16 protein-coding genes are annotated in these 18,195 nt (G+C 67.7%); 8 read left to right on the top strand and 8 right to left on the bottom strand.

Annotated elements, in window-relative coordinates; genetic code table 11:
• The first annotated feature begins 107 nt into the window (after positions 1–107).
• Together nirB and nirD are read left to right on the top strand one after the other, a co-directional pair.
• Complete coding sequence (gene nirB / locus WBB14_RS05850) at positions 108–2,657, top strand: nitrite reductase large subunit NirB (RefSeq protein WP_424238989.1); 2,550 nt, start codon at positions 108–110, stop codon at positions 2,655–2,657.
• Positions 2,657–3,007, top strand: coding sequence for a nitrite reductase small subunit NirD (nirD, locus tag WBB14_RS05845; protein WP_424238988.1), 351 nt, complete (start codon positions 2,657–2,659; stop codon positions 3,005–3,007). Before nirB ends, nirD begins: the two co-directional genes overlap by 1 nt.
• A gap of 17 nt (positions 3,008–3,024) precedes the next feature.
• Here nirD and WBB14_RS05840 read toward each other — a convergent pair whose 3' ends face one another.
• A complete protein-coding gene (locus WBB14_RS05840) occupies positions 3,025–5,085 on the bottom strand; it encodes a transcriptional regulator (RefSeq protein ID WP_424238987.1) in 2,061 nt (686 codons plus the stop codon).
• A 125-nt stretch (positions 5,086–5,210) separates the two neighbouring features.
• Here WBB14_RS05840 and WBB14_RS05835 point away from each other — a divergent pair, with 125 nt between their 5' ends.
• Positions 5,211–6,059: a class I SAM-dependent methyltransferase gene (locus WBB14_RS05835; RefSeq protein WP_424238986.1), complete on the top strand. Its 849-nt coding sequence runs from the start codon at positions 5,211–5,213 to the stop codon at positions 6,057–6,059.
• A gap of 218 nt (positions 6,060–6,277) precedes the next feature.
• Here WBB14_RS05835 and WBB14_RS05830 read toward each other — a convergent pair whose 3' ends face one another.
• The 7 genes from WBB14_RS05830 to WBB14_RS05800 form a co-directional block, all read right to left on the bottom strand.
• Positions 6,278–7,138, bottom strand: a complete 861-nt coding sequence (locus WBB14_RS05830) for a D-amino acid aminotransferase (RefSeq protein WP_424238985.1) — start codon at positions 7,136–7,138, stop codon at positions 6,278–6,280.
• Positions 7,139–7,162: 24 nt separating this feature from the next.
• Complete coding sequence (locus WBB14_RS05825; protein ID WP_424238984.1) at positions 7,163–7,891, bottom strand: amino acid ABC transporter ATP-binding protein; 729 nt, start codon at positions 7,889–7,891, stop codon at positions 7,163–7,165.
• A 33-nt stretch (positions 7,892–7,924) separates the two neighbouring features.
• Positions 7,925–8,608, bottom strand: coding sequence for an amino acid ABC transporter permease (locus WBB14_RS05820; protein ID WP_424238983.1), 684 nt, complete (start codon positions 8,606–8,608; stop codon positions 7,925–7,927).
• Positions 8,605–9,360 carry an amino acid ABC transporter permease gene (locus WBB14_RS05815; protein WP_424238982.1) on the bottom strand — a complete coding sequence of 252 codons (756 nt, stop codon included), beginning with the start codon at positions 9,358–9,360 and terminating at the stop codon, positions 8,605–8,607. Before WBB14_RS05815 ends, WBB14_RS05820 begins: the two co-directional genes overlap by 4 nt.
• Before the next feature lie 81 nt (positions 9,361–9,441).
• Entirely contained in the window at positions 9,442–10,350 is a 909-nt protein-coding gene (locus WBB14_RS05810; protein ID WP_424238981.1) for an amino acid ABC transporter substrate-binding protein, read from the bottom strand.
• A 22-nt stretch (positions 10,351–10,372) separates the two neighbouring features.
• Positions 10,373–11,272, bottom strand: coding sequence for a LysR family transcriptional regulator (locus WBB14_RS05805; RefSeq protein WP_424238980.1), 900 nt, complete (start codon positions 11,270–11,272; stop codon positions 10,373–10,375).
• Between the two features lie 114 nt (positions 11,273–11,386).
• Positions 11,387–12,448, bottom strand: coding sequence for a LacI family DNA-binding transcriptional regulator (locus WBB14_RS05800; protein WP_332012156.1), 1,062 nt, complete (start codon positions 12,446–12,448; stop codon positions 11,387–11,389).
• Positions 12,449–12,560: 112 nt separating this feature from the next.
• Between WBB14_RS05800 and WBB14_RS05795 the strand changes: the two genes are divergently transcribed.
• The 5 genes from WBB14_RS05795 to WBB14_RS05775 all read left to right on the top strand — a co-directional run.
• Entirely contained in the window at positions 12,561–13,580 is a 1,020-nt protein-coding gene (locus WBB14_RS05795; RefSeq protein WP_424238979.1) for a TRAP transporter substrate-binding protein, read from the top strand.
• 9 nt (positions 13,581–13,589) lie between these two features.
• Entirely contained in the window at positions 13,590–15,470 is a 1,881-nt protein-coding gene (locus WBB14_RS05790) for a TRAP transporter large permease subunit (RefSeq protein WP_424238978.1), read from the top strand.
• 70 nt (positions 15,471–15,540) lie between these two features.
• Positions 15,541–16,080 carry a VOC family protein gene (locus WBB14_RS05785; RefSeq protein ID WP_424238977.1) on the top strand — a complete coding sequence of 180 codons (540 nt, stop codon included), beginning with the start codon at positions 15,541–15,543 and terminating at the stop codon, positions 16,078–16,080.
• 31 nt (positions 16,081–16,111) lie between these two features.
• A complete protein-coding gene (locus WBB14_RS05780; RefSeq protein ID WP_424238976.1) occupies positions 16,112–17,389 on the top strand; it encodes a ribulose-bisphosphate carboxylase large subunit family protein in 1,278 nt (425 codons plus the stop codon).
• Positions 17,386–18,195 (top strand): four-carbon acid sugar kinase family protein (locus WBB14_RS05775; protein ID WP_424238975.1); only part of this gene is annotated, 810 nt, incomplete at its 3' end. The genes WBB14_RS05780 and WBB14_RS05775, both read left to right, overlap by 4 nt.

The following is an 18,195-nucleotide window of genomic DNA, read 5'->3' as shown; positions in this document are numbered from 1 at the left end:
CCGGCGAGACAACTCGAGCAGCAACGGCAATGGCGCCCCGACCGCAAGGTCCAGGGCGCCTTTGCGTTTTCTGAAACCTGAATACCCAAGCCCCCGGGGACACTCCCATGAATGTAGCGGCCTCATCCGATTCTCTGCAGACCCTCGTTGTCATCGGCAACGGCATGGTGGGCCACCATTGCGTCGAGCAACTCGTCGCCCGCGGCGCGCTGGCGCGCTACCGCATCCACGTGTTCGGCGAGGAAAGCCGCCGCGCCTACGACCGCGTGCACCTGTCCGAATACCTGAACGGGCGTGATGCCGAATCGATGGCGCTGGGTGAAGCTTCCTTGTACGAACAGGAAGGAGTGAGCCTGCACCTGGGCGTACCCGTGCTGGAGATAGACCGCCGCCGTCGCGAGATCGTGACCGCCAGCGGCCGCAGCGGCTACGACAAACTGATACTTGCCACGGGCTCCTACCCCTTCGTGCCGCCGATCGTGGGTGCGGAAGGCGCATCGCGCCTGGTGTACCGCACGCTCGACGACCTGGACCTGATCCGCGAGGCCGCCCACGGCGCGCGCCGCGGCGTGGTGGTGGGCGGCGGCCTGCTGGGGCTGGAAGCCGCCCACGCGCTGAAGTCGCTGAACCTGGAGGCGCACGTGGTGGAGTTCGCGCCGCGCCTGATGCCGGTGCAGCTGGACGAGCAAGGCGGCGCGGCGCTCAAGGCGCGCATCGAGGCGCTGGGCGTGGGCGTGCACCTGTCGCGCGCCACGCAGGACATCAAGCCCGGCGCGCAATACCGCTACCGCATGCGCTTTGCCGAGGGCGCGCCGCTGGAAACCGACCTGATCGTGTTCTCGGCCGGCATCCGGCCGCAGGTCACGCTGGCGCGCAAAGCCGGATTGACGCTGGCCGAACGCGGCGGCGTGGCCATCGACGACCAGTGCCGCAGCAGCGACGAGCATATTTACGCCATCGGCGAATGCGCGGCCTGGAATGGCAGCGTGTTCGGCCTGGTGGCGCCCGGCTACCAGATGGCGCGCACGGTGGCGGCGGCGCTCTGCGGCGAAGCCGGGCCGGCGTTCACGGGCGCCGACATGTCGACCAAGCTCAAGCTGCTGGGCGTGGACGTGGGCTCGATCGGCGACGCCCATGGCGCCACGCCCGGCGCGCGCAGCTACCGCTACATCGACGAAGCGGGCGCCGGCTACCGCCGCCTGGTAGTGTCGGCCGACGGCAAGCGCGTGCTGGGCGCGGTGCTGGTGGGCGACAACAGCTATTACGACACGCTGCTGCAATATGTACAAAACGGCATCGCGCCGCCGGCAGACCCAGCCAGCCTGATCCTGCCTCAGGGCCAGGCCGCGCCGCTGCTGGGCGTGGATGCGCTACCGGCCGGCGCCACCATCTGTTCCTGCCACAACGTGAGCAAGGGCGCGGTCTGCGCCGCGATCGACGGCGGCTGCGCGGACCTGGCCGCGGTCAAGGCCTGCACCAAGGCGGCGTCCGGCTGCGGCGGCTGCGCCAGCCTGCTCAAGCAGGTGGTCGAACACGAACTGGCCAGCCGCGGCGTGGCGGTGGACAAGAGTCTGTGTGAACACTTCCCCCACACCCGCCAGGAGCTGTACGCCATCGTGCGCGTCAACGGCATCGAATCCTTCGAAGAACTCCTGGCCAGCCACGGGCGCGGTCAGCAGGGTTGCGACATCTGCAAGCCCGCCGTGGGCTCTATCCTGGCCTCGTGCTGGAACCGCCCGATCCAGGATCCTCACCTGGTGCCGCTGCAAGACACCAACGACACCTTCATGGCGAACATGCAGAAGAACGGCACCTATTCAGTGGTGCCGCGCATCCCCGCAGGCGAGATCACGCCTGACGGCCTGATCGCGATCGGCGCCGTCGCCAAGAAGTACCAGCTGTACACCAAGATCACGGGCGGCCAGCGCATCGACCTGTTCGGCGCGCAGCTGCATGAACTGCCGGAGATCTGGGCCGAACTGATCGCCGCCGGATTCGAGACCGGCCATGCCTACGGCAAGTCCACCCGCACGGTGAAGTCCTGCGTGGGCAGCACCTGGTGCCGCTACGGCGTGCAGGACAGCGTCAAGATGGCGCTGGACATCGAGCACCGCTACAAGGGCCTGCGTTCGCCGCACAAACTGAAGTTCGCCGTGTCCGGCTGCACCCGCGAATGCGCGGAGGCGCAGAGCAAGGACATCGGCGTCATCGCCACCGAGAACGGCTGGAACCTATACGTCTGCGGCAACGGCGGCATGCGCCCGCGCCACGCGGAACTGTTCGCCACCGACCTGGACGACGCCGCCCTCATCCGCACCATAGACCGCCTGCTGATGTTCTACATCCGCACCGCCGACAAGCTGCAGCGCACCTCGGTATGGCGCGAATCGCTGGAGGGCGGCCTGGACTACCTGAAGCAGGTGGTGCTGGAGGACAGCCTGGGCCTGTGCGCGGAGCTGGACGCGCAGATGCAGCTGGTGGTGGACCGCTACGAATGCGAGTGGGCCAACGCGCTGAGCGACCCGGAAAAACTCAAGCGCTTCCGCACCTTCGTCAACGACGGCGGCGCCGACCCCGACATCCAGTTCGTGCAGGAACGCGGCCAGCCCCGGCCAGCCCCCGCCCGCGTCATTGCCATTGCCGAGGAGATCGCCTGATGGATGCCCTTATCCGCGAACCGATGGCCTGGCGGCCGGTGTGCCGCCGCCAGGACCTGGTGCCCAACTCCGGCGTGGTGGCGCTGGTGGACGGCGCTCAGATCGCCCTGTTCTACGTGCCGCAGCTCGCGGGCGGCGGCGTCTACGCCATGGAAAACCGTGACCCCAGGTCCGGCGCCAACGTCATCGGGCGCGGCCTGGTCGGCCACGTCGGCGGCGAACTGGTGGTGGCCTCGCCGCTCTACAAGCAGCACTTCCGGCTGGAAGACGGCGTGTGCGTGCAGTATCCGGAACAGCGGCTGCGGACCTGGCAGGCGCGCTTCAATGGCGATGCGGTGGAGATCGCCTGAGGCGCGCCGCCTGCGGCTCAGCCTAGTCCGATGCGCCTGGCGCCTTTGCGGAACAAGGCGTCGGCGTCGCCGGCCAGGCGGAATGCCGCCAGGAAATCGTCGACGCGGTACGAGGGATGCGTCTTGCGGATCGCGGCCAGCAAGCCGGAGGTTTCATCGCCCTTGCCGGCTATCGCAAGACAGCAGGCCGCGATCGCCAGGATGTGCACATGGGCATTGGGCCGCGCCGCGGCCTTCAGGGCCCAGCCGGCGGCCTCCTCGAACCGCCCCAGGCGGACCAGCGCCAGCGCGCGCACAGCCAGCATGCCGAACAGCAGCGGGTCGTAGGGGCTCAGGTCGCGGGAATGGTCGGACGAGCCTATCGCGGCCTCGGCGTCGCCCGACTGGCAGTTGACGAATCCCAGGGTGTAGTGCGCCAGGGCGAAGTTCGGGCTCAGGTCCACGGCGCGCCCCAACTCCGCCAGCGACTGGTCCTGGCTGCCGCGCAGCCATAGCGCCCGGCCCATGGCCCAGTGCGCCGCCGGGTCGCGGTCGTCGGCGATCAGACCCTGGCCCGCGGCTTCGAAGGCCTGGTCGATGGCCGGCGCCTGTTCGCCCCAGCGTTGGAACGCATCCTGCCAATGGGTGAACGACAGGCCTGCGTAGGCCCGCGAAAACGTCGGATCGAGGCGCAGGGCCATCTCGAAGAAATGCCGCGCCTGCTCGTTGTCGGCCCGGTTGAAGCGGTACATATGCCACAGGCCACGATGATGCGCCTGCCAGGCGTCCAGGGAATTCGGCGGCCTCAGAATGGCCCGGTTGCGCTCGGCGGACTCGATCTCGATATCGATGGCGGCCACGATCCGGTTGCCGATCTCGTCCAGGGCCAGGAAGGCGTCATCCAGCTCGCGGTCGAAGACGTCCGCCCACACGATGCGCGCGGTTCTGGATTCAACGAGTTCCACCGCCACGGCAATGCGTTTTGCCCGGCGTTGCAGCGTGCCGCTGACGACATAGTCCACGTTGAGCGTCCGGCCCGCCTCGTCCGGTCCTATGTTGCGCTGGTCCAGCGCGAAAACAGTGCCTTGCGCGATGACGAACAGGCTGCGCAACTTGGCCAGCCGGGTGATGATGTCATAGGCCAGGCCGTCCGCCACCCCTCCCCGCACGCCGGCCTGGGCCGAGCGGTCCACGAACGGCATCACCGCGATCGAGGCGCGGCCTGCGCGGTCCCTGGCGTCCGCAGGCGGATTCCCGGCCTCCTCCCTCCGCCCCGCTTCCGGCCGTGGCGCCTGGCCAGCCTGCCCGCGCAGCTCCCGCCATACGTCGCGCAAGGGCCGCCAATCCAAGCCATCCGCCTCGAAGGCGCGCACCGCCGCGGCCAGATGTTCCTCGCCTTCACGCCACTGGCTGCGCTGCGCCAGCAGGTCCAGCAGCAGTTCGTGGGCGCGCCGGTCGAACGGGGCAAGCTGCAGCCACTTGTCCAGGCAGGCGTAGACCTCGCCATCCCCTGCCGGAAGACCCGCTGCCAGATGCTCCAGGACTGCCGCATGGCAAGCCCTGAAGCGCCGGCGTTGCGCGGTCAGCCAGTTGTTGAAAAAGGGATTGCGGTCGATCTCCAGCCCTTCGAGAAAATCGCCCGAAAACAGGTCGGCCAGCGCGCGCAGCCGCTCGATGTCCAGCCGGGCTATGCCCCGCTGCATCGCGCTGCCGATCTCGATGGCGTCCACCTGGCAGTCGGCCAGCTCCAACCTCACCGTGTCCTGCGCTGTCTCCACGCGGCGACGTCCGGGATCGTCCAGCAGGGCTCTGGCCTTGCTGAGACACCAGCGCAGCTCGCCGCGCGGGTCGTTCGGAACGTCCCACAACAGCTCGCAGAGATGCGCGCGCTGAACCGGATGCGGGGCCAGCGCCAGGTAGGCAATGAGTCCGCGCAGCTTGCGCGACGGCGGCAGCGCCACCGCAGAGCCCGCCCGGCTGATCGCCATGGCTCCGAGCAGCCGCAACTGGACGGCCGCGCCGGGGACGGAACCGGCCGGCGGATCACGGCCCGCCGAATCCTCGGCGGATTCCACGCCGGCTACCACGCCCGCCTCCATGGCCGGCTCTTAACTTGGACCTCGGGAAGCACGGTACGCGCAAGCCTGCGCGGCGCCGGTTGCGATTCCCCGGCAGGCCGGCATCGCCCGCTGCCGCATACACAGAGCTTTAACGGAGACAGACCATGTCCATTTCCTCCCTCGCCACCAGCCCCGTGCGCGACACCGCGCAACCCGACCTGGCCGCTTTGAAGACACGCCAGCAGGGTACCTGGGCTTCCGGGGACTATGCCGTTGTCGGCACCACGCTGCAGATCGTAGGAGAACAGCTGTGCGAATCGCTGGATATCCGCGCCGGACAGAAGGTGCTCGATGTGGCCGCCGGCAACGGCAATGCCTCGCTGGCCGCCGCGCGCCGCTGGTGCGATGTCGTCTCGACCGACTACGTGCCTACGCTGCTCGGACGCGCCCGCGAACGCGCTGCCGCTGAACACTTGCAGATCGAATTCCAGGAGGCCGACGCCGAAGCCCTGCCCTTCCCGGACGGAGGATTCGACGCGGTGGTCTCGACCTTCGGCGTGATGTTCACCCCCGACCAGGACAAGGCGGCCGCCGAAATGGTCCGCGTGTGCCGCTCCGGCGGCAAGATCGGCCTGGCCAACTGGACCCCGGACGGCTTCATCGGCCAGGTGTTCAAGACCATCGGCAAGCATCTGCCGCCCCCCGCCGGGATCAAATCGCCGGCGCTGTGGGGCACCCGGGCGCGCATCGATGAAATGTTCGGCCCGCACGCGTCCTCGATCCAGGCCGAACCCCGCAACTTCGTGTTCCGTTATCGCTCGCCGGAGCACTGGCTGCAGGTCTTCAAGACCTACTATGGCCCGCTGCTCAAGGCCTTCGGGGCGCTGGAACCTGCGGCGCAGGCCGCGCTGACCAGCGATCTGATGGTGCAGATAGACCGGTACAACCGCTCCGGCGACGGCGCGATGGTCGTACCCAGCGAATACCTGGAGATCGTGGTGACCCGCCGGTGACCGGGCCTTGATGCCTGCCTTGGCGCGGTCCGGGCCATCCATGCGGACAGCGGACAGGAAATGATCCATGGCGCAACGCCTTCACGGTCACCCGCCGGTTGGCCCGGGTGACCGAGGTTGAGCAACCCTGCGATGAGGTAGGCAATGGCGTGCCGGCCATTGCCGGACGGGGTGCGAGCCCTTATGCGGAATCATACGCCCGCCACGGCTCGCGCAGCCTATAGCGCGGACGCCAGCACGTACTCCATATAGAGCTGCCGCAACTCCCGGCATACCGGTCCCGGCCTTCCCGTGCCGACGGGCTGGCCGTCCAGTTCAATCACCGGCAGCACGAAGTGCAGCGCGGACGTCAGCACCAGTTCCGTCGCCTGCCGGCACTCGTCCAGCGTGAACTTACGCTCCTCCACGGCCGTCCCGCGCTTGGCGGCCAGCGCCAGCACCGCGGCGCGGGTGCAGCCCGGCAGTATCTCGCGAGACAAGGGCCGCACCACGATCCGCCCCTGCGCGTCGACCAGCAGCGCGCTCGACGACGCCCCCTCCGTCACCACGCCGTCGGGGTCGACCATCAGCGCCTCGAACGCGCCCGAGGCCTGCGCGGCCTGCTTGGCCAGCACCTGGGCGATCAGCGACACGCTCTTGATGTCGCGCCGCTGCCAGCGCATATCCGGCACGCTTGCTACCCGGACGCCAGATTCGGCCAGCGGATTCACGCGCAAGGGCTTCTCGCTGACATACATCATCACGGTGGGCTCGACCTCGGCCGGAAAGGCGAAATCGCGCTTGCTGTCCGCGCCGCGCGTGACCTGCACATAGACGGAACCTTCGCGCAGGCCATTGCGCCGCACCAGCTCGCGGCAACGCTCCAGCAGCGTGTCGCGCGGCAGCGGATTGCGGATGCCGACCTCGGCCAGGCTGCGCGCCAGGCGGGCGGCATGTCGCTCGAATTCGAGCAGCAGGCCGTCGATCACGGCGATCACCTCGTAGACGCCGTCACCAAAAAGAAACCCGCGGTCCAGCGCCGGGATGACGGCCTGCTCGGCCGGAACGAGATTGCCGTTGATATGGAAAATGGAGGACATGGATGCTTGTGAGAGTGAAGAAAATCAGTGGCTGATGATGCGGGACAGGAAAGCGCGCGAGCGCGCCGACGCGGCATTGCCGAAGAATGCCTCGGCGCTGGCGTCGTCGACGATCTCTCCGGACTCCATGAACACAACGCGGTCAGCGACTCGGCGGGCGAATCCCATCTCATGCGTGACGACCATCATGGTCATGCCGTCGCGCGCCAGCCCCGTCATCACATCCAGCACTTCGCCGATCATTTCCGGATCCAGCGCCGAGGTCGGCTCGTCGAACAGCATCACCACCGGGTCCATCGCCAGCGCCCGCGCAATCGCGACCCGCTGCTGCTGGCCGCCCGAGAGCTGCCCCGGGTGCTTGTCGCCATGCGCCGACACGCCGACGCGGTCCAGTAGCGCGGCCGCCTTCTCCATCGCTTGCGCGCGGCTGCGGCCCAGCACGCTGACCTGCCCCAGGCAGACGTTCTCCCGCACCGTCAGGTGGGGAAACAGCTCGAAGTGCTGGAACACCATGCCGACGCGGGCGCGCAGCTTCGGCAGGTCCGTGCCCGGCGCGCCGACGTCGGTGCCGTCGACCACGATGCGGCCCGCATCAAAGGGTTCCAGCCGGTTCACGCATTTGATCAGCGTCGACTTGCCCGACCCGGACGGCCCGCAGACCACCACGACTTCGCCGCGCTGCACGCGCAGCGAACACTGCTTGAGTACCGGCAAGTCGCCGTAGCGCTTGCCGACCTGTTGAATTTCGATCATGAATGAAGACTCCGAATGGAAACGCCCGGGCGCTCAGGCCCCGATCCGGGCGCGCAGCGCCCGCACGCCGCGCGAGGCGGTGAACGAGATCACGAAAAACACCAGCGCCACCAGCATGTACATCTCGACCAGCCGGTTATCGCGCTGCGCGATCTTGGTCGCCGCCCCAAGAAAATCCGTGAGCGACAGGACATAGACCAGCGCGGTTTCCTGGAAGATGACGATCACCTGGGTCAGCAGCACCGGCAGCATGTTGCGGAACGCCTGCGGCAGGATCACCTTGCGCAGCACCTGCCCATGTCTCAGGCCCAGGGCGCTGCCCGCGGCATACTGGCCCGGCCCCACGCTGCCTACCCCAGCCCTGATGATTTCCGAGAAGTACGCGGCCTCGAACAGAATGAAGGTGATGAAGGCCGACCCCATGGCGCCCAGCACGATGGGCCGTTCAGAGCCCGTGACCGCTTGCAAGGCGTAGGGCAGGATGAAGTAGATCAGGAAGATCACCAGCACCAGCGGCAACGAGCGGAACAGGTTCACATATACCGTTGCCGGCCACGCCACCAGGCGTCCGCCATAAAGCCGGGCGACGGCCAGCAAGGTGCCCAGCAGCACGCCGCCCACGGTCGACGTCAAGGTCAGCAGCAGGGTGAAGCGCAAGCCGGACAGGATCAGGTACGGCAAGGCGTCAATAATCGCTTGCAGATCGAAATCGGTCATGCCCGGTTCCCCTTCGCCATGCGCCCGCCGGCGGCACGGCCCGGGATGCGCAGTTTGTATTCGAGCGCGCGCATCGCCACGATCACGATGAGGTTGAGCGCCAGGTAGGCCATGGTGGCGGTCAGAAAGGCCTCGAACACCTGGAACGAGAACTCCTGCATCGCATGGGCCTGCGCGGTCAGCTCCGCCAGCCCGATGGTCAGCGCCACCGAAGTGTTCTTGATGGTGTTCAGGCAGTCCGACGTCATGGTCGGCAGGACCGTGCGCAACGCGTTGGGCAAAAGCACATGCCGGTACAGCTGCGGCAAGGTCAGGCCCAGCGCCAGGCCCGCGTTGCGCTGCCCCTGCGGCAAGGCCTCGATCCCGGCGCGCAGCTGCTCCCCGATGCGCGCCGACATGTACATGCCGATAGCCAGCGCCGCCGTATAGAAGGACGCGTCGGGCAATTGCTTGATCCAGTCTCCGGCCGCCGTCGGCAACAGCTCCGGCAAGACGAAATACCACAGGAACATCTGCACGATCAGCGGGATGTTCCGGAACACTTCCACATAAGCGGCTGCCGCCGCGCGCACCCCGCGAGACGGCAGCGTGCGCGCCACGCCGACCGCCAGGCCCAGCGCCAGCGCGATCAGCCAGGCCAGCGCCGCCGTCTTCACGGTCACGCTCAGCCCGTCCAGCAGGGTTTGCAGATACGTCTGCCCGCCGTCGGGCGATGGGGCGAACAGCACGCCCCAGTTCCATTGATATGCCATGCTTTTCTCGATGATCTGGCCGCGCGCGGTCCCGGCCCCTTGCCGGGGCCGCGCAGCGGCGTATTGCGGCTAAGGCTGGGCCTAGCGGTAGGCGGCGGGATCGCCCGAATCGGTGGGCATGGCGACCACGCGCTTGAGCGCCTCGCTCATGGCCACGTTCAGGTTGATGCCCTTGGGCGGCAGCGGGCTGCGGTACCAGCGGTCATACAGCGCCTGGAACTCGCCGCTGGCATAGAGGGCCTTGATGGCGTCGTCCACCAGCGCCTTGAACTGCGGGTCGTCGCGGCGCAGCATGATGGCGTAGGGTTCGATCGACAGGGACGCGTCGGAGACTTCGTAGCGGTCTGGCTGCTTGGCGTTGGCGATCAGGCCATACAGCAGGATGTCGTCCATGACGAAGGCGGCGGCGCGCCCGGTCTCCACCATCAGGAAGCCTTCGGCATGCTCCTTCACGGGCACGATACGCATGCCCAGCCCGCGCGTCTCGTTCAATTCGTTGATCTGGCGGATGTTCGCCGTCCCTGACGTCGAAGCCACGACCTTGCCCTTCAGGTCGTCGATAGTGCGCAACTTGGACGACTTCTGGCTGAGAAAGCGATTGCCGGTCACGAAGGTGGTGACCGAGAACGCCACCTGCTGCTGGCGGTCCAGAGTGTTGGAGGTCGAGGCGCATTCCAGGTCGATGGTGCCGTTGCCCATCAGGGGAATGCGCGTCGCGGAGGTGACCGGCAGGTACTTCACCTGGATGTCGCTGCGCTTCAGGCGGGCTTGCACCGAGCGGACAATGCGCTCGCAGATGTCGATCGAGTAGCCCACGGGCTTCTGGTTGCCGTCGTAGTAGGAAAACGGGATCGAGGTCTCGCGGTGGCCGATGGTGATGGTGCCGGTGTCGGCGACCTTCTTCAGCGTTCCGTCCAGCTGCTGGGCCGAGGCGGCGCCCGCCATAAAGATCGCCAACGCCGCGACCGATGCCTTGATGCAAAGTGCCATGCTTTTCTCCTTGGGGTTTATGTCAGCGCTTGGTATAGAGGTTGAACACGCGTTCCACGGGCTCCTGTGCCGGCCCCTGGCGGCGCGCGTACAGGCAGATCTGCATCGGGATCGCGCAGCGGCGGTCCTTGATCGCCACGATCTGGCCGGCGTCCACCGACACCTTGGCGCTGGACTCGGGCAGCCACGCCAGCCCGACGCCGGCGCTGACCAGCGTGCGCGCGCCGTCCACGAAATCGGTTTCGCAGACGCGCTGCAGGACGGGGCGCTGCAGCAGGTCGCCGCAGGACAGGTCGACCAGCCGCCGGAAGTAGGCGCCCTGGGCGTGCGACACATAGGGATAGCGCGCCAGGGAATCGGCGGCGTACAGCGCCGTCTCGTCCACCGGCATGCCGGCGGGACGGAACAGGCGCAGGAAGTCCGGCTCCATGCCGGTCCGCATATAGGCTTGCGGGTCCAGCTGTATGTCTTCGGCGGCGTGGCGGAAGCACACCAGCAGGTCGACCACGCCGGCAGCCAGCCACTCGACCGAGTCGTGCACATTGCCCACATGCAGCCGCAGCGACTCGACTCCGCTCTCGTCCTTCCACCGGACGCACCAGCCCGGAAAGTGCGAGGTCGCCAGGCAATGCGGCATCGCCACCCTCAGGACCGCGCCGTCATGGCCGGTGACGCCGGCCTCGCCGCGCGCATCCACCACCTTGCGCACGATCTCGGCGGCATTGGAACGAAATTGCTCGCCCGCCGCGGTCAAGCGCAAGGGGAAACAGCCCCGGTCGATCAGCGCGGCGCCCGCCCAGGTTTCCAGCGACTGGATGCGCCGGCTGAACGCCGACTGCGAGACATGCCGCAATTCGGCGGCCGTGGTGAACTGCCCGCATTCCGCCAGGGTCAGAAAATCCTGGAACCAACGTAGATCCATAGCAACCGCCGCGCCGTCAGACTGAATGCGAGGCAGTATAGGGACCGCGTCCGGGTGGCTTATGCATAGTTTGCATAACGCCCCCGTAGTCAGGGTTACTCCGGACCTGCCTGTCTACGGCAGGTTCTCGCGGAAGATCACCTGGCTGCGCGCCAGTTCCACCCCGTTCATCGGACTGCGCTTGTCGCGCAGGTTGCAGAAAATGCGCACGCAGCTCATCAGCGCTTCCATCGGGCTTTGCGTGATGACCGCGTCCATGGTGCCGTCTATCAGCAGCGCGCGCGTGTCGGGCGTGAGGCCGTGGCCGATGAAGACCACCCGGTGCTGCAAGCCCGCTTCCTTCAATGCACGCGCCACGCCGTCGGACGCGCCGCCGATGTTGTAGATGCCGGCCAGCTGCGGGTACTGCTCCAGCAACTGGCGAGCCTGCTCGTAGTTGCGCTGGGCATCGTCGTAGCCTTCGCGCAGGTCCACTACCTGCATGGCCTGGAACTGCTCCGCGTACAGCTGCAGGAAGCCGCCTTCGCGTTCTTCGTGGGCGCGGTAGTGGCGTGACCCGGCGATCAGCGCCACGTGCGCCGCGCGCGAGCCGATGAAGCGGGCGATCAGGTAGCCGGCGGTGCGGCCGGCGGCGCGGTTGTCCAGGCCCACGTAAGCGACCCGGGCGCTGTTGGCCAGGTCGGAGATCAGCGTCACCGCCGGCACGCCCTGCTGCGCCAGCAGGTTGACGGCTTCGCGCACCGCCGGGTGCTCCAGCGCCATGAACGCGATGCCGTCGGCGCGCTTGCCATGCCTGGCCAGCGCCTGCGCGAGCGCGTCGGGATTGAAGCTTTCCACGTACTCGACCTGGCATCTGGCGTTGAGCGGCGCGAAGTGCTCCTGCGCGTAGCTGACGGTGTCGCCCAGCATGCGCAGGTAGCGGTTGCTGCCGCGCGGCAGCAGGAACACCAGCCGCAGGGGCTCGGGCGCGGCGGCCGCGCGGAGTTCCTGTTCCGGCAGGTAGTCCAGTTCGATGGCCGCCTTGAAGACTTTCTGGGCGGTGCTGGCGCGCACGCCGGGCCGGCGATTCAGGACCCGGTCGGCCGTGGCGGTGGACACTCCGGCGCGCTCCGCCACATCGGCCAGGCGCGCCAGCTTGCGTTCGGGAGGCGTTCGATTCACATCAAAATCCATCATTAATCAGGTTTGACGATGATAGCGTTGATTCACTATTGTCCATTCTGCCGCATGGTACTGGCGCTGTTGTGGCACATCAAAAAACATCATAACCAGAATTATGGAGACAACCATGAAGCTGCTGACACGCCGCAGTGCCCTGCGCCGCCTTTGCGCGGTTCCGGCCGTCGCCCTGACCTCGGGCTTTCCGCTGATCGCCCGCGCGGCCGACTACACGCTCAAGTACGGCAACAACCTGCCGGTCACGCATCCCTTGAATATCCGCGCCCAGGAAGCCGCCGAGCGCATCCTCAAGGAAAGCAACGGCCGCGTGGACATCAAGATCTTCCCGAACAACCAATTGGGCGGCGACACCGACATGCTGGCGCAGGTGCGCTCGGGCGGCATCGATTTCTTCACCCCGTCCGCCCTGGTCATCGCCACCCTGGTGCCGGTCGCGGCCATCAACGCCGTGGGCTTCGCCTTCAAGGACTACAACCAGGTCTGGAGCGCCATGGACGGCGCGCTCGGCGCCCATGTGCGCGCCGCCATCGCGCAGCGCCGCCTCTATGCCTTCGAAAAAATGTGGGACAACGGCTTTCGCCAGACCACCAGCAGCAAGGCGCCGGTCAAGTCCGCCGCCGACATGGACGGCCTGAAGATCCGCGTGCCGGTCAGCTCGCTGCCGATCTCCATGTTCAAGGGCCTGGGCGCCGCCCCCGCCAGCCTGCAGTTCAGCGAGGTCTATTCCTCGCTGCAGACCAAGGTGGTGGACGCGCAGGAAAATCCCCTGCCCATCATCCAGGTGGCCAAGCTGTATGAAGTGCAGAAGTACTGCTCGCTCACCAACCACATCTGGGACGGCTACTGGTTCATTGCCAACGGCCGCATGTGGGAAGGCCTGCCGCAGGATCTGAAGACCATCGTGGCGCGCGGCATCAACGAAGCCGGCCTGGCCCAGCGCGAAGACATCAAGCAGCTCAACGCCTCGGTGCAGTCGGACCTGGAAGGCAAGGGCCTGCTGTTCAACCAACCGTCGGCCGACAGCTTCCGCGAACAACTGCGCACCGCCGGTTTCTACAAGGAATGGCAGGGCCGCTTCGGCAACGAGGCCTGGACCCTGCTGGAGCAGGCCGTCGGCAAGCTGGTCTGAGGACGCGCCATGTCCTCCCTGTCCGCTCCCCACCCCGCGCCGCAAACGCTGCCGGCCCATCCCCTGCGCCGTGCCGCCGGGGCCTTCGACGCGCTGCTGGGCAGCGTGGTCGAACACGTGGCGGCGGCCCTCGTGCTGGTCGAGATCGCGGTGCTGTTCGCGGGCGTGGTGGCGCGCTACGCCTTCCACAGCCCGCTGGTCTGGTCCGACGAACTCGCCTCCATCCTGTTCCTGTGGCTGTCGATGCTGGGCGCGGTGGTCGCCCTGCGTCGCGGCGAACACATGCGGATGACGGCGCTGGTCAACAACGTCAGCCCGGCGCGCCGCGCACAGCTGGAAACGCTGGCGCTGGCCGCCTCCCTGGCCTTCCTGGCGCTGATCCTGGCGCCCGCCGTCGAATACGCGCATGAAGAACACTTCATCATCACCCCCGCGCTGGAGCTGAGCAACGCCTGGCGCGCCGCCGCGATTCCGGTGGGCATGGGGCTGATGGCGGTGGTGGCCCTGCTGCGGCTCCTGCGCACGCAGACCGCGCCGCAGATGCTGGTGGCGCTGGCCGGGGCGGCGGTGGTCGTCGCGCTGTTCTGGGTGGCGCAGCCACTGTTTTCCACGCTGGGCAAGCTGAACCTGCTGATCTTCTTCGTGGGCATCGTGGCCGCCACGGTGTTCTCGGGCGTGCCGATCGCGTTCTCGTTCGCGCTGGCTACCTTCTCCTACCTGGCCTTGACCACCAACACTCCGATGGTGGTGATGGTCGGCCGGCTGGACGAAGGCATGTCGCACCTGATGCTGCTGGCCGTGCCGCTGTTCATCTTCCTCGGTTCGCTGATCGAGATGACCGGCATGGCGCGGGCCATGATCCAGTTCCTGGCCAGCCTGCTGGGACACGTGCGCGGCGGGCTGTCCTATGTGCTGATCGGCGCCATGTACCTGGTGTCCGGCATATCAGGGTCCAAGATCGCCGACATGGCGGCCATCGCCCCCGTGCTGTTCCCGGAAATGCAGAAGCGCGGCGCCAAGCCGGGCGATCTGGTGGCCTTGTTGTCGGCCACCGGCGCGCAGACCGAGACCATTCCGCCGTCCATCGTGCTCATCACCATCGGTTCGGTGACGGGCGTGTCGATCGCCGCGCTCTTCACGGGCGGACTGCTGCCGGCGGTGGTGCTGGGCCTGGCCCTGTGCTCGGTGGTGTGGTGGCGCTACCGCAAGGAAGACCTGAGCCTGGCGCAACGCTTCAGCGCCCGCGAGATCGGACGCTTCTTCGTCATCGCCCTGCCCGCCGTGGCCCTGCCCTTCGTGATCCGCGCCGCGGTGGTCGAAGGCGTGGCCACCGCCACCGAGGTCTCGACCATCGGCATCGTGTATTCGGCCGTGGTCGGCCTGCTGATCTACCGGCGCTTCGACTGGGCCCGGCTCAAGCCCATGCTGATCGAGACCGCCTCGCTGTCGGGCGCCATCATGTTGATCGTGGGCTGCGCCACCGCCATGGCCTGGGCGCTGACGCAGTCCGGCTTCTCCGGCGACCTGGCCAAGCTGATGGCCGGCATGCCCGGCGGCAGCTATGGGTTCCTGGCCGTATCCATCGTTGCCTTCATCATCCTGGGCAGCGTGCTGGAGGGCATCCCCGCCATCGTCTTGTTCGGCCCGCTGCTATTCCCGATCGCGGCGCAGGCCGGCGTGCACGAGGTGCACTACGCCATGGTGGTGATCTTCGCCATGGGCATAGGCCTGTTCGCGCCGCCCTTCGGCGTGGGCTACTACGGCGCCTGCGCCATCAGCCGGGTTGACCCCAACGAAGGCATAGGCCCGATCTGGGGCTACATCGCCGCGCTGCTGGTGGGCCTGGTGATCGTCGCCGCCTTCCCCTGGTTCTCCATCGGTTTCCTGTGAGACCCGGCGGCTCGCTGCGGGCCGCACCTCCCCCCTACCTTCCCTCCTTCTCATCCGCAAAGAATCCATCATGAGTCGTTTCCTGGGCGAGATCCGCCAACTCGGTTATGTGGTGCACGACATCGAAGCCGCCATGGACTACTGGAGCGCCACGCTGGGCGTCGGCCCCTGGTACTACAACCCGCGCGTGCCCATCGAGAATTATCAGTACGACGGCGAAAGCCACCAGCCGCACAACTCGGTGGCGCTGGCCAATTCGGGCTTCGTGCAGGTCGAACTGATCCAGACCCGCAACGACGTGCCCTCCATGTACCGCGACTTCCTGCGGGCCGGCCGCACCGGGCTGCAGCACGTGGCCTACTGGACCGAGAGCTACGACGCCGACCTGGAGCGTCTGCTGGCCCAGGGCTTCAAACCCAAGATGAGCGGCGAAGTCGGCGAGAGAGGCCGCTTCATCTACTTCGACACCGAATACCACCCCGGCACCGTGATCGAACTGTCCGAAGTCGCCGGCCCCAAGGGCCGCCTGTTCGACCTGATCCGCGACAGCGCCAATGGTTGGGACGGCAAGGATCCCGTGCGCCCCTTCCCCGACCTGAACCGGATCTGACCCTTTCCCGTTACTGCCGCAAACCGCCGCCATGAATTCCCAATCGTTTACCGCCACCTACTTGATCGAAACCCCGCTGGACCCCGAAAAGGTCGCGGAGGTCATGGCCGGCGAGCAATCCTGCGGCACCTTCACGCGGGTGCAGGGCGAAACCGACGAACTGCGTGCCCGCGCCCGCGCGCGCATCGAGTCCATCGAAACCCTGGAATCCGCTTCCGCGCCCAGCCTGCCGAACGCCTGGCTGGCACGGCAGCCAGGCGGCATGCCGAGCCTCTACCGGCGCGCCCGGGTGCGCATCGCCTTTCCCGTCGCCAACGTCGGCGCCAACCTGCCGACGCTGGCGGCCACGGTGGGCGGCAATCTGTACGACCTGGGCGAAGTCACCGGACTGCGCCTGGAAAGCATGGAACTGCCGGCCAATTACCGCGCCCAGTTCGACATGCCGCGCGTCGGCATCGCCGGCACGCGGCAATTGACGGGCGTGGAGCGCGGTCCGCTGGTGGGCACCATCATCAAGCCCAACGTCGGCCTCTCTCCCGAACAGACCGCGCATCTGGCGGCGCAGCTGTGCGCCGCGGGCGTGGACTTCATCAAGGACGACGAAGTCTGCGCCAACCCTGCGCACGCGCCGCTGGCGCAGCGGGTCGCCGCCGTCATGGCGGTGGTGCGCGCGCACCGCGAACGTACCGGGCGGCAAGTCATGGTGGCCTTCAACATCAGCGACGAGACCGATGCCATGCGCCGCCACGCCGACCTGATCGAACGCGAAGGCGGCACCTGCGTCATGGCCAGCCTGAACCATTGCGGCTACTCGGCCATCCAGACCCTGCGCCGCAGCACGCCGCTGGCGCTGCATGGCCACCGCAACGGCTACGGCGCGCTGTCGCGCCATCCCTTGCTGGGCGTGGGCTTCCAGGCCTACCAGACGCTGTGGCGGCTGGCCGGCGTGGACCATATGCACGTGCACGGCCTGCAAGGCAAGTTCTCCCAGGAGGACGCCGAGGTCGTCGAATCCGCGCGCGACTGCCTGGCCTCGCTGACCCTGGGCATCGACGACCCCGTCATGCCCGCATTTTCGTCCGGCCAATGGGCCGGCACCGTGCCCGCCACCTGGGCGGCGGTTCGTAGCGACGACCTGCTGTTCATGTCCGGTGGCGGCATCCTGGCCCACCCGGACGGCCCCGCCGCGGGTGTGCTCAGCATCCGCCAGGCCTGGCAGGCCGTGCGCGATGGCGCGCGCCTGCAGGACTATGCGCGCAATGCGCCCGAACTGCGGCGCGCCATCGAATGCTTCGGCCACCGCGCATGAGCGCAGCCGCGCACTCAAACGCGCCGCCAGAACTGCGGCAGGAAACGCGGCCGCGGCTGGGCTGGTACGGCGACGACTTCACCGGCGCCACCGACACGCTGGCGGAAACCGCCCGCGCTGGCCTGCGCAGCCTGCTGTTCCTGGGCGTGCCCACGCCGGAACAGCTGCGGCGCGCCGGCCCGCTGGACGCCATCGGCATCGCCGGCGCGGCGCGCGGCATGGCGCCGGCAGAAATGCAGGTCGAACTGCGCGCCGTGGGCCGCTACATGGCGGGCGCCGGCATCCGCGTGCTGCACTACAAGTGTTGCTCGACCTTCGACAGCGCGCCGCAGGTGGGCAGCATTGGCGCCGCCGTGCGCGAATTGCGCCGCCACATGCCCAACCCGCTGGTGCCCATTGTCGGCGGCCAGCCCAGCATCGGCCGCTATTGCAGCTTCGCCCAGCTATTCGCGCGCGCGGGCTCCGCGCCCGAGATCCATCGCATCGACCGCCATCCGGTCATGAGCGCGCATCCCGTCACGCCAATGCACGAGGCCGACCTGCGCCTGCACCTGGCGGCGCAAGGCCTGCCAGACATCCGCTCCCTGCCGCACACGGCCTACCCGCGCCTGCGCCGGGCAGCCGACGCGCCGCTGCTGGACGACTGGATAGACCAGGTCATCGAGGCCACCGACGGGCCGCTGCTGCTGGACCTGGTCGACGAGGAACAACTCGCCATCATCGGGCGGCTGATCTGGCGCGCGGCGTCCTGCCTGCCCCTGCTGGCCGTGGGTCCCAGCAGCGTGCAGCAGGCGCTGGCCCGCGCC

The sequence above is a fragment of the Achromobacter sp. genome, assembly GCF_049647645.1.
Lineage (GTDB): Bacteria > Pseudomonadota > Gammaproteobacteria > Burkholderiales > Burkholderiaceae_B > Achromobacter.
This window is presented reverse-complemented; position numbering and strand designations above follow the sequence as displayed.

What these genes read in the sequence shown, in the direction of transcription:
- nirB (WP_424238989.1), top strand. Translation starts at nt 108, where the DNA reads ATGAATGTAGCGGCCTCATCCGATTCTCTGCAGACCCTCGTTGTCATC.
- nirD (WP_424238988.1), top strand. Translation starts at nt 2,657, where the DNA reads ATGGATGCCCTTATCCGCGAACCGATGGCCTGGCGGCCGGTGTGCCGC.
- WBB14_RS05840 (WP_424238987.1), bottom strand. Translation starts at nt 5,085, where the DNA reads ATGGAGGCGGGCGTGGTAGCCGGCGTGGAATCCGCCGAGGATTCGGCG.
- WBB14_RS05835 (WP_424238986.1), top strand. Translation starts at nt 5,211, where the DNA reads ATGTCCATTTCCTCCCTCGCCACCAGCCCCGTGCGCGACACCGCGCAA.
- WBB14_RS05830 (WP_424238985.1), bottom strand. Translation starts at nt 7,138, where the DNA reads ATGTCCTCCATTTTCCATATCAACGGCAATCTCGTTCCGGCCGAGCAG.
- WBB14_RS05825 (WP_424238984.1), bottom strand. Translation starts at nt 7,891, where the DNA reads ATGATCGAAATTCAACAGGTCGGCAAGCGCTACGGCGACTTGCCGGTA.
- WBB14_RS05820 (WP_424238983.1), bottom strand. Translation starts at nt 8,608, where the DNA reads ATGACCGATTTCGATCTGCAAGCGATTATTGACGCCTTGCCGTACCTG.
- WBB14_RS05815 (WP_424238982.1), bottom strand. Translation starts at nt 9,360, where the DNA reads ATGGCATATCAATGGAACTGGGGCGTGCTGTTCGCCCCATCGCCCGAC.
- WBB14_RS05810 (WP_424238981.1), bottom strand. Translation starts at nt 10,350, where the DNA reads ATGGCACTTTGCATCAAGGCATCGGTCGCGGCGTTGGCGATCTTTATG.
- WBB14_RS05805 (WP_424238980.1), bottom strand. Translation starts at nt 11,272, where the DNA reads ATGGATCTACGTTGGTTCCAGGATTTTCTGACCCTGGCGGAATGCGGG.
- WBB14_RS05800 (WP_332012156.1), bottom strand. Translation starts at nt 12,448, where the DNA reads ATGATGGATTTTGATGTGAATCGAACGCCTCCCGAACGCAAGCTGGCG.
- WBB14_RS05795 (WP_424238979.1), top strand. Translation starts at nt 12,561, where the DNA reads ATGAAGCTGCTGACACGCCGCAGTGCCCTGCGCCGCCTTTGCGCGGTT.
- WBB14_RS05790 (WP_424238978.1), top strand. Translation starts at nt 13,590, where the DNA reads ATGTCCTCCCTGTCCGCTCCCCACCCCGCGCCGCAAACGCTGCCGGCC.
- WBB14_RS05785 (WP_424238977.1), top strand. Translation starts at nt 15,541, where the DNA reads ATGAGTCGTTTCCTGGGCGAGATCCGCCAACTCGGTTATGTGGTGCAC.
- WBB14_RS05780 (WP_424238976.1), top strand. Translation starts at nt 16,112, where the DNA reads ATGAATTCCCAATCGTTTACCGCCACCTACTTGATCGAAACCCCGCTG.